The organism is Spongorhabdus nitratireducens (assembly GCA_947387575.1).
Classification (GTDB): domain Bacteria; phylum Pseudomonadota; class Gammaproteobacteria; order Pseudomonadales; family Endozoicomonadaceae; genus CANDOC01.
Map to the genome: position 1 here is coordinate 245,634 of CANDOC010000009.1, position 13,411 is coordinate 259,044.

Below are 13,411 nucleotides of genomic sequence, written 5' to 3' on the forward strand. Positions count from 1 at the left end.
TGGTTAAATACCCGCGCTATTTTGCAGCAGTCACAGAAAATATGCACTGATATACATCGTTACAGATATGCCTCGTTTTAAAATTCTGGTCATGTCTCGGCTTTCAGTGCTTTGATGGAATCTATGCAGACCAGAAGCACTGCGATCCAGATCATGCTGTTGGTAATCCATTGCTCGGCTGAAATGCTGTCTTTGAGCACCAATAAACCAACCAGAAAAATCAGCGCGGGTTCAAGGTAGCTCAGCAGACCAAACAGTCCCATTGGCAACTGGCGGGATGCAGAGATATAAAACAGCATGGAAATAGCATTGAGCAGGCCTAGCCCGGGTAGCAAGACCCAAAGTGAAGGGGCATCTGATGCGGTAGCAAAATCAAAGTCTATTCCGGGGATAGCAATAATAGCCAGTAACACAATCAGGCTTTCAAGAAAGAAGGAGCTCAGGGCTTCCGCACCAACCTTGCGCTTGATTAAAAAGTAAGCCGGGTAGGTCAGAGAAACCAGCAAGACTACCCATGACAGCTGTCCCTGAGTGACAAGTTCATGCAATGCGCCACAGCTGGCTGCAAAAATTGCGACTTTCTGCAGTGTGCTGACTTTCTCGCGTAGAAACATAAAACTGGTCAAGACAATTGTCAGCGGTAGCAAGAAATACCCCATGGCAACATCAAGGGTATAGCCATTGAGTGGAGCCCAGACAAAAAGCCACCACTGGATGCCCACTATCAGCGAGCAAACCATCAAACCGGCAATTTTGGCCACACTGTTAACGGCATGACCAAGCCTGCACCATTTTTTAAACAGGGTGAGAATAATGATTGCCACTGCGACGGAGAACAAAATCCGGTGGCTGAATATGGCAGTGCCATTCAGGGGCTCCAGCCACTGAACGTAGACAGGAGTGAATCCAAACAGTACAGAGGCTGAAACCGAGCAGCCAAGCCCTTTCAGGAATGAAGCATCACCGGACATATCACCAACCTGCAAACTGCACGAAGGGGCTTTCATCCCCGAAACCAAATAACCCGAATGTGAGTGTATATAGTCTCTATATGTTCAACTCACACTTTCATGCAGACCACTAGTGCTTATCACGGTTCCCGATGACCGGCTTTTTCGCTTTAGTTCCGGCACAATCTTTGAAATGATTGGAGGATAATGACACCTCTGATGACACGATTCTCAAACCAAGATGATTGAAGCGGACAGACTGGTTTCCGCCCAGGATAAAGGGCAGGAAGATTCACTCGACCGGGCGATTCGTCCCCGGATGCTGGCAGACTATCAAGGCCAGCCGACAGTGCGGGAACAGATGGAAATATTTATTCAGGCTGCCCGTCAGCGGGGTGAGGCACTGGATCATACCCTGATTTTCGGTCCTCCGGGATTGGGTAAAACTACTCTGGCCAATATTCTGGCCAATGAAATGGATGTCCAGATTCGCACCACTTCAGGGCCGGTACTGGAAAAGGCCGGCGATCTGGCGGCGCTGCTGACCAACCTTGAGCCTAATGACGTCCTGTTTATCGACGAAATTCACCGTCTCAGTCCGGTGGTTGAGGAGGTGCTTTATCCAGCGATGGAGGATTATCAGCTGGATATCATGATCGGTGAAGGTCCTGCTGCGCGCTCAATTAAACTCGACCTGCCACCTTTTACGCTGGTTGGAGCAACAACCCGGGCCGGTTTGCTGACCTCCCCCCTGCGTGATCGATTCGGTATCGTTCAGCGACTGGAATTTTACGGTCTGGATGATCTGACCCATATCGTACAGCGCTCAGCCAGTATTCTGGGGGTTGAAATGGATGAGGCCGGAGCCAGAGAAGTTGCCTGTCGTTCCCGGGGAACGCCGCGAATTGCCAACCGTTTGCTGCGTCGGGTGCGGGATTATGCGGATGTGAAAGCCGGTGGCAAGGTCGATCAGGAAGTTGCTGATGCCGCCCTGAATATGCTTGCGGTAGATGCTCGAGGCTTTGACTTTATGGATCGCCGCCTGCTACTGACAATGATTGAAAAGTTTGATGGTGGACCGGTTGGTGTAGACAGTCTGGCGGCAGCGATCAGTGAAGAACGGGATACTATCGAAGATGTGCTGGAACCGTTCCTGATCCAGCAGGGTTATATGATGCGTACCCCGAGAGGTCGGGTCGTTACCCGTCGGGCATGGGAACATTTCGGGCTGGATGCTCCGGATGCCGGATAAATAAATCTGTCATCATCGCTACCGGTTACAGAATTCCCTCAAGATCCCTTTGTACAAGCCCCCCGCATCGGAATATGATTGAAACAATGTTTCAAACTAGGTTTCAAAATCAGGGTGCGGCAGGCTTGTTCTTTGTCGAGCTATCGCCGTACCTGGCTTCAGCGTAGAAAGCCACAGAGCAGGAAGTGCCGTTTGTCTGCAGTCAGCCGATTACCTATCCGGATATATTATGAGGATACCGATGCCGGTGGCATCGTCTATCACGCCAGTTATTTACGTTTTATGGAACGTGGACGCACCGAGATGTTACGGGAGCTTGGCTTTGGTCAGGCCAATATGATGGAGCAGGGCGTTCAGTTTGTGCTGAGTGAACTGAACCTCAAGTACCGTCAGCCTGCCAGACTGGATGATCAGGTTATTGTTGAGTCCCGTATTGTTGATGTTCGCCGTACCTGGATTGGCTTTGAGCAGGCTGTTGTCAGAAATGACGCTTTGCTGTGTAAGGGAACATTCAAGGTAGCCTGTATCTCGACAGAGAGTCAGCGTCCCATGGCCATGCCGGATGAAGTCAGACAGCAGTTTGATGCAAGGGAATCCTAGCGCTGGTATTGAGTCAGAATATTTGAACAAGTGTCATAAATAGAAAGGCACAGCTTTTATATACTGCAGGATTGAATATGCCGGTGGCAGCTTGAAGCACCGGTGATGATTTCGATCAGGGCAGAAGCAAAACAGAACAATCACTGTGACTGGAGAAAATACAGTGGCTGAAAGTATGTCGATGTGGGCACTGGTATTTAATGCCAGTTGGGTTGTACAACTGGTACTGGTAATGCTGCTGGTGGCCTCGGTTGTATCCTGGGTCATGATTATGCAGCGGGTGATCCTGTTCCGTAATACCCGCCGGGCCATGGTGGAGTTTGAAGACCGGTTCTGGTCCGGAATGGATCTTGGGCAACTGTATCGAGAAGTCCATGAAGAGCCGAATCAGGACAGTGGTCAGGAAGCGATCTTTCGGGCCGGCTTTCGTGAGTTCAGCCGTCTGAGAGGGCAGGCCGGTGCTGATCCGGATGTTGTTATGGACGGCGTACAGCGCACCATGCGGGTTGCCCTGTCACGGGAACAGGAAAAACTGGAGAAAAACCTGCCGTTTCTCGCAACCGTCGGTTCGACCAGCCCGTATGTCGGTCTGTTCGGTACCGTGGTCGGGGTTATGAACTCATTCCGTGGTCTGGCCAATGTCTCCCAGGCAACACTGTCTGCAGTTGCGCCGGGTATTGCTGAAGCGCTGGTAACAACAGCGGTGGGCCTGGTTGCTGCGATTCCGGCGGTGGTGGCCTATAACCGTTTTGCAACGGAAGTTGACGCATTACTGGCGAACTACGAAACCTTTGCTGACGAATTTTCCGGTATTCTGCACCGGAAGCTGCACAGCCGTTCTTCACAATCCTGATGTGATGCTGGATTAGATCATTATGAGCGGTAACTAAAGGATTTTTCGATGGCCAGAGTTTCCCGTGGGCGCAAGCCCATGTCAGAAATCAACATGGTGCCGTTTATCGACATCATGATGGTAATGCTGGTGGCGTTTATGGTCAGTGCCCCGATGCTGACCCAGGGCGTTAAAGTGGATCTGCCGAAAACAACCAGTGCCCCGATAACCAATCAGCCCAAAGATATTCTGGTAGTATCGGTGAAGGCCGATGGCAGCTATTACCTGAATATGGGACGGCAGCAGGATAAGGCACAAAAGCTTGCCGAAGTTGCCGAAAAAGTCGGCAAGGTTGTTGCTTCAAACAGCGATATCCCGGTATTGATTAAAGGTGATGCCAAGGTTGAATACGGTGATGTTGTGCGACTGATGGGGCATCTGCAACAGGCCGGTGTCAGTAACGTGGGGCTGGTAACTGATCCGGAAGAATTAAAGTAATGGTGTCACTGAAAAGTCCGGGGGATAAAGTTAAAGGCAAGCCGGGTGCATCGGATGACAAGCCCGCAGCCAAAGCCGGCAGGTGGCATGATGGTTATGGTTTGCCGGTACTGTTTTCGCTTGTGCTGCACAGTCTGGCACTTGGCATTGCGTTGATGGCGTGGTCACCTCCTGCAGAGCTGCATGTGAATCCGGTGCCGCAACATATGGCGGCACAGCTGGTTGAACTCGAACCGGAAAAGCCCAAACCTGCCCCTAAACCACCGACAAGAAAACCAGAGCCCAAACCTGTCAGCAAGCCGGCAGAGCCGGAGAAAAAAACACCGGTAAAAAAAGACAACAAGCCAAAAGTTGATGAAAAAGCGCTGCAGCTGAAAAGGGAAAAAGAAGCTAAAGAACGTGCTGAAAAAATTGCACGGGAAAAACGCGAGCGAGAGGCAAAGGAAAGGCGTCGTAAGGAAGAGGAAAAGCGCAAGCAGGATGAAGCCCGTAAAAAACGTGAACAGCAAGAGCTGGCTGATCGTTTAAGGCGTGAACAGGCGGCGAAGGAAGCCCAGGAGAAAGCCGAGGCTGAAGCGCGCGTTGTAGAGTCCAAAGTGCAGTACTTTTCAGGGCTCTTCAGGCAAGACTTGTCGTACAATTGGTCGCGTCCACCCAGTGCTCGTAATAATATGCGAGCAAAGTTTCGAATTAGCTTGTCCCGGTTTGGTGATATTCAGACGCTGTCGCTGATCAGTGGAAGTGGTGATGCTGCCTTTGATCGTTCAGCTGAACAAGCTATTCGCAAGTCAGCACCGTTCAGTTGGTTTCGGCATCCAGAAATGGACAACAAAACATACAATCGACTCAAGCAATTTACATTCGAGTTTGATCCGGAGGATTTGGTCAAGTGAGCAGGAGCATCAGCCGAATAACTTCCCCTCGAAACACAACGGGGGAAATGGCAGTGTTTAGTCAAGGCAGGATATCTGCATGGTTTACCATGTTGCTTCTGGCCGTTCTGTGTTGGTCCAGCATGGCCAGGGCTGCCGGTAGTGAAGAGCTGGTTATTCGAATCACCCAGGGTAATGATCGGGCAGTACCGGTAGCAATCGCTCCGTTTGGCTGGAAAGGCAGAGGCTTATTGCCGGAGGATATGTCCGGTATTGTGGCTAATGACCTCAGGCTGAGTGGTATGTTTGATCCGCTCGCCAAGAATAAACTGTTGAGTTTTCCCAGTCGTGAAGATGAAGTGGTTTTTGGTGACTGGCGCAAACAAGGTGTCAATTACCTGCTGATTGGGGAAGTGAGCCTTGAGCCTGGCAATGTGTATCGGGTCAACTTCCAGCTGTTTGACGTGCTGCGTCAGAGATCGATTCTGCAAAGTACAATCGCCGGCAGTGGTGCTCAGTTCCGGGGTATGGCGCACCGTATCAGTGACCGGGTATTTGAAAAAATCACCGGCATTCCCGGAGCATTTTCTTCCCGAATTCTGTACGTGACCGCCCAGCGTCAGTCTGAACAAAGAACTGATTATCAGCTGAATTATGCCGATGCTGATGGCTTCCGGCCGCAGACCATATTCCGTTCCAAAGAAGCTATTCTGTCACCGTCCTGGTCACCGGACGGTACTAAAGTGGCTTATGTCGCTTATGAAAATAAAAGACCGGGTATATATATTCAGGATCTGAGAACAGGTAAGCGCCAGCTGGTCAGTAAGGAAAAAGGTATTAACAGTTCTCCGTCCTGGTCGCCGGACGGTACCAAACTGGCTTATATGCTGTCTTTCGGTGATAACCCGAATATTTTTGTGCGGGATTTGAGAACCAACAAACTGAGTCAGCTGACCCGTCATTTTGCGATTGATGCCGAACCTTCCTGGTTTCCTGATGGCAAGAGTATTCTGTTTACCTCTAACCGGGGTGGCTCTGCCCAGCTGTATAAGTTGAATATCAAGGCTTCGAGTGACGGCAGTGTGGTTGCCGAAGGCAAGCCGGAGCGCCTGACATACGAGGGACGCTTCAATGCCCGTGGCAAGGTATTCCCTGACGGTAAAAGTCTGGTAATGGTTCACAAGGGTAAGGGTGCCGCAGACTTTAATATTGCGGTGCTGGATCTGGATACCAAACGATTCAGAAAGCTGACTTCTACCCGCCTGGAAGACTCTCCGAGTGTTTCGCCCAACGGACGCATGCTGATTTACGCTACCCAGGGGCGTGAGCATGGTGAGCTGGGTATCGTTTCAGTTGATGGCAGTGTCCAGCTCAAGCTACCATCAGCTGCCGGTGATGTACGAGAGCCGGTGTGGTCGCCGGTTATCCAGTAGTCAGGGGTAACGCTGACGACAAACCTGTGTGAGCAGAACCTAGCTACACTATATTATCTTCATTTGGCTTTCGGAGCTTTGGCTCCGAAAGCTGAAGTGAATAAGCCGAATCGTGTCATCACTCAGGACAGGGCCGGCTTGATTTCAATGGTGCTTTTGCATTGATAAAGCGAATGCTGAAGTAAGGCATCATGGTTTGCAGGGAAGGAGTTATTTTTACGGGCCGCTACGACAAGCCGCTATGAGTTGCTACGAGCGTCGCAGTATGGCTAGTGCCAAAATACTCCAACTCTGATAATTTACGTGACTTTATACGCGTGGACACTTACGGGGATTTATTTTATGCAAATGCACAAGTACGCCCGCTCTATTCTGCTGGCTTCGGCCATGGTCTGGGTTGCAGGCTGTGCGTCAACCGGTGGTAACAGCGCTGGCCAGGTTGATAATGAAGCCAAGCCTGTTGAAGTTATCACTGAGGAAGAAGTTGTTGTGATGCCTGTGATTGATCCGGCTGTTCAGGCTGTTATCGATACCGGCAAGATTTCCGCTTCCGCTGAAGAAATTGAAGGTCTGCTGCAGCAGAACGAATACCACTTCCCGTTTGACAGCTCCGAGCTGAAAGACCGGGACTACCAGGCTCTGGATGTACAGGCTGCTTACCTGACCTCCAGCCGTGGCGCTGCTGAAAAGATCGTCATCGAAGGTCACACTGACGAGCGCGGTACCCGCACCTACAACCTGGCGCTGGGTGAGCGTCGTGCCAATGCTGTCAAGCGCTACCTGGTACTGAAAGGTGTTGCTGCTGACCGTATCGAAGTGATCAGCTATGGCTTCGAGCGTCCGGTTGATCCGGCTCACAATGAAACTGCCTGGGCTCAGAACCGTCGTGCAATCATTGTACGTGGAAACTGATCCTGTCAGTTGATCAAGCACTGAGTGGTTATCTTTAGTTAGCTGACAGCAAAGTGCTCAGAGGTAATAAAAAAGCCGGCAATTATTTGTCGGCTTTTTTGTCAGATACACCATCCATGGAAGAGTCGACAGTTCTCTCTTGGGCTTAAGCCGTTTAGAATAGCGATATATTCCAGCTACTCCCCTCGGGGGGAGAATGTTTCCTATTCAGTTAATGGAGCAGCAACAGGCCATGACGGCAATTAAAAAAGGTGTCTTGCTAAAGCGTATTGTTCCGGCAGTTACTTTTTCCCTGGCCACTGCCGTGGCTGGTGTAACGTTTGCGGAAAGCCAGGTACAGGTTATTGAATCGCAACCGGTAGGCTTCGCCGGGCCATCAACAAGTAATGTTGTGATTGAATCCACATCTGTTGCTGCAAATCCGGCTGCTCCTGCTTCTGCCTCTGGAGGAAGCGAGCTGGCTGTATTGCTGAACCAGGTTGATTTTCTGCAACAGGAAGTACTGCAATTGAGAGGTTCTCTGGAAGAGCAGGCTAACCAGATTCAGCAGCTGCAACAGGAACAGCGTGACCGTTATCTGGAACTGGATCGTCGTATCAGTCGCCTGAGTGGCGAAACCGTAACTGATCAAGTTACACCAAACCCTGTTGCACCGGCACAACCTTCCGTGAGTATCGATGCTGGTTCATCCAGTCTGATCAGCACTCCTGCCGCTGCGGGTAGTTCGACAGAACAAACCGGTTCCGTTTCAGAATCAGCCTATGAGCAAATGATCGAACTGATCCGGGAGCGTAAGTTTGATGATGCGCTGGTACAGCTTAGAGCCTATTCTGCACAGTATCCTGACAGTAAATATTCTGCCAATGTCCATTACTGGCTGGGTGAAGTTTATATCGTCAAACAGCGTCCGGAAGAAGCACGTGATGCCTTCCTGACTGTGCTGCAAAAATACCCGCAGAGTAATAAAGTACCGGATGCAACTTACAAGTTGGGAACCCTGTTTAATAAACTGGGAAATCCTAAACTGGCACAAGAGTATCTGGAAGCTGTGATAAAGCGTTATCCGGAAACATCAGCTGCCAAGCTGTCCGAAACCTATCTGCGTAACAATATGAGCTGATCGCTGTCCCGGTTTGCTAGTCCTGTGAGCTTTCTGTTCCCGCGGGTTCAGAGAGCTCTGCAATTTATTTGAAATAATCTTCTTCAGGGCTTGATCTTTCCTTAAATATCAGTAATATACGCCGCGCATCGGGTCGTTAGCTCAGTTGGTAGAGCAGTTGGCTTTTAACCAATTGGTCGTAGGTTCGAATCCTACACGACCCACCATCCCCTCCTTGTATTGTCTTTTTTCTTCATTCTCCTGTTTTTCGCTGCATCTGCGTACAGTTAATTACATTTCGTGCTTGTGCTATCATCCGTCATCTGTAAATCAGTGCCACCGGGTGAAGCTGGTTCGTCGGTCCCGGCTGGCAAGTGTGCGAAGGAACTGTTCCAAGGAACTGTTCAGGGGAGCTACTCAGAGGAACTATGGCAGAAGTAGAAATAAAACAGTTCGTACAGAATTATCTCAGCAACCCGGCTGCACAGGCAGATTCTGGTGAGATGTCTGGTGAAGAGTTGCAGGCACAGAAAGACCGTATCCGCACTTTGCTCGAACAGCAAAATGCTGTTCTGGTTGCACACTACTATACCGATGACTGGGTGCAGGAGCTGGCCGAAGAAACCGGTGGTTGTGTTTCTGACTCACTGGAAATGGCGCGCTTTGGCTATCAGCATCAGGCCGATACCGTTGTTGTCGCAGGTGTGCGCTTTATGGGGGAAACTGCCAAGATCCTGAGCCCTGAGAAAAAAGTTTTAATGCCGGAACTGGAAGCAACTTGCTCGCTGGATATTGGCTGTCCGGCAGATGAGTTTTCCCAGTTTTGTGATCAGCATCCGGATCGTACTGTGGTTGTATATGCTAATACATCCGCAGCAGTTAAAGCACGGGCTGATTGGGTTGTAACCTCCAGCTGTGCCACAGATATTGTTGAGCATCTGATCGATGAAGGTGAAAAGCTGATCTGGGCGCCGGATCGCTACCTGGGCAGCTATATCAAGAAAAATACCGATGCCGATATGTTGCTGTGGGATGGTTCCTGTATTGTTCATGAAGAATTCAAGGCGTCCGGTATTCGGGATCTGAAAGCAGTGTATCCTGATGCTGCGGTGCTGGTTCATCCTGAATCGCCGGATAGCGTTGTGGAACTCGCAGATGTCGTAGGTTCAACCAGTCAGCTGATTAATGCTTCCAGAGAGATGAAAAACCCCCAGTTTATTGTTGCGACTGACCGGGGTATTTTCTACAAAATGAGACAGTTCTCTCCTGATAAGCAATTTATTGAAGCTCCTACTGCTGGCAGTGGTGCGACTTGCCGCAGTTGTGCTCATTGCCCCTGGATGGCAATGAATTCACTGGCGGGTATTGAGCATGTGCTGAGAACAGGGGAAAACGAGATTCTGGTAGATGCTGATCTACGGGAAGGTGCTTTGAGGCCTTTGCAGAGAATGCTCGATTTCACTGCCGCTAATAAATAATTTTTCCCTCTGAAAGGTCGCACAAGTGCGGCCTTTTTTATAGGCTGTGTTCAGGGACTTGTTGCAAGTACCTCATTCAAAATTTGCAGTTTTTTGTCTACAGCAACACCTTTTGTCTATAACAACACCAAAGCCTATGACAAGACGCATTCGTGTACTCCAGCTGCAGCCTAAATATTACATCCGTGAAACCGACCTCCATGAAGAGGTTATTCGCGGATTACCTGTTTCCGAGTTTGAAGTAACCTCAGCCTATATGCGAGACAGGCCCGGTAGCGACGATCTTGTTAGCATAAGTGAGCATTCACATTATTTTGGTTTTAGTAAAAAGCAGATGTCGGGCCTTCGGCTGGGTGCGATGAAGGCGCTGTATGATTTCTGCAGGGAAAAACAGTTTGATGTGGTGGTGACCAACCGCTACAAAGTGTGCGATATGATGCTGACCCTGAACAAGCTGCTCAAAATTCCACGCTGCATCAGCGTTGTTCATGGCTTTGGGGAGTATGAACGGATATCGAGAAGGCTGGGAAATCGATTGAGGGTTGATGGCAGATGGAAGTTCGTCACTGTCTCGGCGCCGGTAAAGGATTATCTGCTTGGAGCAGGTTCAGGTTTTCATGATGCGAATGTTTGCACCATCAATAATGCCATTGATATTGATAAGACTGTGTCAGGCCTACTATCGAAAGCAGAGGCCAGGCAGTACTTTCAGCTACAACATGACGATCTGGTTATTGGAGCAATAGGGCGCCTGGTCAATGTTAAAGGGCATCGCTATCTATTGCAGGCTTTTCATCAGTTGAGCAGTAGATACCCCAAGCTGAAACTGTTGGTTATAGGTGAGGGTGAGAGACGACAAGAGCTGGAAGACTATATCAGTCAGCATAGTCTGCAGGATAAAGTCCTGCTCACGGGGCATATTGAGTCTGCCTACCGTTTTATTCCTGCGTTCGATGTATTTACGTTGCCCTCTTTATCTGAAGGGCTTCCGCTGAGTATTCTGGAGAGTATGGCTGCGAGAGTACCTGTGGTTGCATCTGATGTGGGTGGAGTAGCTTCTGTACTTGATGGTATTTCACCCGTGGTTGAGGCAGGTCAGGTTGAAGCGCTGGAACAGGCTCTGGAAAGTTTGATCCGTTTATCCGAAGAGGACAGGCAGGTAATTGGTAAGCAGCTGAGAAAACGCTTGAATAAAGAGTACTCGATCACAGGCTACCGTCAGCAATACCGGGATCTGATTAGCGGAGTCAGCTGGTAAACCACAGTAGAGTATTATTCCAACGGATAAAAACCTGAGCGGTTAATGGTGAAGCCATTGTGTTCTTTACCTGCCGGGACATGATTCAGTTGTTTCAGGTTTTCCCAGGCAGCGGTCTCGCCTCGCCGTTTATCAAGCCAGGTTGATGATTTCCAGTTCATAAAATGCAAGTACATAAACTCACGCTCACCATCCTGATCGTTAGTAAGCTGGCCATCTTTCCAGTGCCAGATCTCCGGATGCTCCCAGTTACCATTATGCCAGGGCTTGGGTGACAGAATGGTACTGTACTGCTCCTGAAAGTAGTTGTTGCGTTGATAAGGCGATGTTAACGAATAGAGCTTGCGAGCCCATGCGGGATACTTTTTATGGCGCAGAAAAACTTTGGAGTACTTTGACTCATCAATACCATGATGTTGCTCATCAGTGATTAACTGTTGCCAGTTGGGAATTTTCTGATAGGCATTGATCATCATTTCATTATTCCGGAACAGGCAAAAATGACCGGAAAGCCTGTCCCAGTGGGATGATATCAGTTGGTGATTGAGAACTTTCGGCGTTAGAAACTTGCGTAGGTTGCCATATATAACATCGATGTCGCCATAACCGTAAAAATCGAATCCGGCAATATCATCTTGGTGAATTTTTCCATAGCAGGGTCTTAGATCACATAATTTGTAACTATTGTTGGTTGTGAATTTAATGTTGAGAGTTTTTGATACTTTATTTTTATAGTTTTCAAAGGAGATAGGTACAAAAGTAATATTACTTGGACCTGTTTCAGGTATGTTGCAATCAGTATAAAACAGCCATTGAATAGTAGGGTTGAGACTGCATGACTCTATATACAGAGGAAACCATTCTGGCCAATGCCCGAAATAAGGGCTTATGATAATTATTTTCTTCACAGGGTTTTACTCTAGTAAAAGTTGTTGAAGTTTTTTTCTATAAATATATCCAATGATCAAACCTTGCGGAAGGAAGAATAATAGCCACTGAAGGCCAGGGCGAGAAAGGAATCTGTATGTGTCAGTCATCATGCCTAAAAATCCAAATATCAAGACACATATTGTTATTGCAATAAAATTTGATTTTATATGCTGAAAGCAAATTAATAATGATGTAATGAAAATTATAATGAATAATATTCCTGCAGGAATACCCCAGTTGAGACATATTTTAAATATCATATTATGTGGGTGGTTATAGGTATATTGGTCAATGACTATGTCCGGTGCAGATGAAAATCCATAACCAAACCATGGTGAGTTCAATATTTGTTGAAGTGCTTGATCCCAAATGTTAATTCGAATAAATAGTATCTCTGGGGCTGTACGTGCGAGGCTAATCAGTTGTTTAAAATTATCAGACGATATATATGCGGCGATTAGTGCCAGGGCTATTGCTATCACTGTTATAGTTTTTGTTCTCATACTGATTTTAGATATGTAAAATGCAGTGAGTATTGTTATCGCTATTGATGCTATAGGCCCTCTCGAATCTGATAAAATTATAAAAAAGATCAGTGGGATCACCAAAATAAGGCAAGGAGCAGCTTTTTTCAAAGGTGCTCTTGAAATAAAGCCGACGAGAAATGCTGCAGAAACACCATAATAGAGTGCTGCCAGTATAGGATTGTCAAAGTAGGCGTATTGGCCGACACCAAGGCTATGAATACGTTCTCCGCCAATATTCAGCATTCTAATTGATATGCTGTAATCATTAACTAGATATTGAAATAAGATGCTAGCCAAGGCAAATGTGCTGGCTACTGTTGCGCTAATAAAAAATAGTCGGGTAGGTTTTTTTGTCGAGATTACGGAAACTGCAACAGCATAAATATAAATGATAATGTATAAAGATCTTGTTAGTACTTTCTCATGTCCAGAAAAGTCGCTCTTTAAAAAAAAAGGGTGAAGTATGATCCAGGAGAAAAGTATTATTATTAGCTTAATCAGGATATGGGATCTTAGTAAAAATGATGCAGTAGAATGTGTGTAAGCATTAATAACAATGGATGCCAAGGCAGGCAGGAGGCACCAGATGTAAACTTGAGTAATATACCCGCTACTACTTTCCAGCCAAAGTAATCCGGTAAACTGGATTAGTAATCCAAACGGAATTGCTTTGGTTCTTAAGAAATCATCAATCTCGGAGATTGATATTTTCGCGTCTTTTTTTAAAAGCATATAGTGTGCAGGCTGCCTATACTTGATTTTCTTTGTCA

At 47.9% G+C, this 13,411-nt stretch carries 13 protein-coding genes and 1 tRNA gene; 11 read left to right on the forward strand and 3 right to left on the reverse strand.

The window, feature by feature from the left end; all coding sequences use genetic code 11:
• Positions 1–89: 89 nt before the first annotated feature.
• Positions 90–1,007: an EamA family transporter RarD gene (gene rarD, locus ACYZZ0_RS17345; protein WP_461537910.1), complete on the reverse strand. Its 918-nt coding sequence runs from the start codon at positions 1,005–1,007 to the stop codon at positions 90–92.
• Between the two features lie 184 nt (positions 1,008–1,191).
• Here rarD and ruvB point away from each other — a divergent pair, with 184 nt between their 5' ends.
• The 11 genes from ruvB (at position 1,192) to ACYZZ0_RS17400 (ending at position 11,184) form a co-directional block, all read left to right on the forward strand.
• Positions 1,192–2,202, forward strand: coding sequence for a Holliday junction branch migration DNA helicase RuvB (gene ruvB, locus ACYZZ0_RS17350; protein WP_461537911.1), 1,011 nt, complete (start codon positions 1,192–1,194; stop codon positions 2,200–2,202).
• Between the two features lie 192 nt (positions 2,203–2,394).
• Positions 2,395–2,802 carry a tol-pal system-associated acyl-CoA thioesterase gene (gene ybgC / locus ACYZZ0_RS17355; RefSeq protein ID WP_461537912.1) on the forward strand — a complete coding sequence of 136 codons (408 nt, stop codon included), beginning with the start codon at positions 2,395–2,397 and terminating at the stop codon, positions 2,800–2,802.
• A gap of 163 nt (positions 2,803–2,965) precedes the next feature.
• Complete coding sequence (tolQ, locus tag ACYZZ0_RS17360; protein WP_461537913.1) at positions 2,966–3,655, forward strand: protein TolQ; 690 nt, start codon at positions 2,966–2,968, stop codon at positions 3,653–3,655.
• A 48-nt stretch (positions 3,656–3,703) separates the two neighbouring features.
• Positions 3,704–4,132, forward strand: coding sequence for a protein TolR (gene tolR, locus ACYZZ0_RS17365; protein WP_461537914.1), 429 nt, complete (start codon positions 3,704–3,706; stop codon positions 4,130–4,132).
• Positions 4,132–5,025 carry a cell envelope integrity protein TolA gene (tolA, locus tag ACYZZ0_RS17370; RefSeq protein WP_461537915.1) on the forward strand — a complete coding sequence of 298 codons (894 nt, stop codon included), beginning with the start codon at positions 4,132–4,134 and terminating at the stop codon, positions 5,023–5,025. Before tolR ends, tolA begins: the two co-directional genes overlap by 1 nt.
• 89 nt (positions 5,026–5,114) lie before the next feature.
• On the forward strand, positions 5,115–6,437 hold the full coding sequence (gene tolB / locus ACYZZ0_RS17375; RefSeq protein WP_461537916.1) for a Tol-Pal system beta propeller repeat protein TolB: 1,323 nt from the start codon (positions 5,115–5,117) through the stop codon (positions 6,435–6,437).
• 342 nt (positions 6,438–6,779) lie between these two features.
• Positions 6,780–7,349: a peptidoglycan-associated lipoprotein Pal gene (gene pal / locus ACYZZ0_RS17380; RefSeq protein WP_461537917.1), complete on the forward strand. Its 570-nt coding sequence runs from the start codon at positions 6,780–6,782 to the stop codon at positions 7,347–7,349.
• Between the two features lie 196 nt (positions 7,350–7,545).
• Complete coding sequence (gene ybgF / locus ACYZZ0_RS17385; RefSeq protein WP_461537918.1) at positions 7,546–8,469, forward strand: tol-pal system protein YbgF; 924 nt, start codon at positions 7,546–7,548, stop codon at positions 8,467–8,469.
• 130 nt (positions 8,470–8,599) lie between these two features.
• A tRNA-Lys gene (locus ACYZZ0_RS17390) sits at positions 8,600–8,675 on the forward strand.
• Between the two features lie 201 nt (positions 8,676–8,876).
• Positions 8,877–9,926, forward strand: a complete 1,050-nt coding sequence (gene nadA, locus ACYZZ0_RS17395) for a quinolinate synthase NadA (RefSeq protein ID WP_461537919.1) — start codon at positions 8,877–8,879, stop codon at positions 9,924–9,926.
• Between the two features lie 136 nt (positions 9,927–10,062).
• The gene (locus ACYZZ0_RS17400) at positions 10,063–11,184 is read left to right on the forward strand and encodes a glycosyltransferase (protein ID WP_461537920.1); all 1,122 of its coding nucleotides are present in this window, start codon (positions 10,063–10,065) and stop codon (positions 11,182–11,184) included.
• Positions 11,185–11,198: 14 nt separating this feature from the next.
• On the opposite strand, the gene ACYZZ0_RS17405 is transcribed toward ACYZZ0_RS17400, so the two are convergent.
• Both ACYZZ0_RS17405 and ACYZZ0_RS17410 read right to left on the reverse strand, forming a co-directional pair.
• A complete protein-coding gene (locus tag ACYZZ0_RS17405) occupies positions 11,199–12,092 on the reverse strand; it encodes a DUF6625 family protein (RefSeq protein ID WP_461537921.1) in 894 nt (297 codons plus the stop codon).
• Between the two features lie 6 nt (positions 12,093–12,098).
• A complete protein-coding gene (locus ACYZZ0_RS17410) occupies positions 12,099–13,373 on the reverse strand; it encodes an O-antigen ligase family protein (RefSeq protein ID WP_461537922.1) in 1,275 nt (424 codons plus the stop codon).
• Between the last annotated feature and the right edge of the window lie 38 nt (positions 13,374–13,411).

Bases quoted from the DNA above. Each gene is read 5' to 3' on its own strand.
- rarD (WP_461537910.1), bottom strand. From the start codon at position 1,007: ATGAAAGCCCCTTCGTGCAGTTTGCAGGTTGGTGATATGTCCGGTGAT.
- ruvB (WP_461537911.1), top strand. From the start codon at position 1,192: ATGATTGAAGCGGACAGACTGGTTTCCGCCCAGGATAAAGGGCAGGAA.
- tolR (WP_461537914.1), top strand. From the start codon at position 3,704: ATGGCCAGAGTTTCCCGTGGGCGCAAGCCCATGTCAGAAATCAACATG.
- tolA (WP_461537915.1), top strand. From the start codon at position 4,132: ATGGTGTCACTGAAAAGTCCGGGGGATAAAGTTAAAGGCAAGCCGGGT.
- tolB (WP_461537916.1), top strand. From the start codon at position 5,115: ATGTTGCTTCTGGCCGTTCTGTGTTGGTCCAGCATGGCCAGGGCTGCC.
- pal (WP_461537917.1), top strand. From the start codon at position 6,780: ATGCAAATGCACAAGTACGCCCGCTCTATTCTGCTGGCTTCGGCCATG.
- ybgF (WP_461537918.1), top strand. From the start codon at position 7,546: ATGTTTCCTATTCAGTTAATGGAGCAGCAACAGGCCATGACGGCAATT.
- nadA (WP_461537919.1), top strand. From the start codon at position 8,877: ATGGCAGAAGTAGAAATAAAACAGTTCGTACAGAATTATCTCAGCAAC.
- ACYZZ0_RS17400 (WP_461537920.1), top strand. From the start codon at position 10,063: ATGACAAGACGCATTCGTGTACTCCAGCTGCAGCCTAAATATTACATC.
- ACYZZ0_RS17410 (WP_461537922.1), bottom strand. From the start codon at position 13,373: ATGCTTTTAAAAAAAGACGCGAAAATATCAATCTCCGAGATTGATGAT.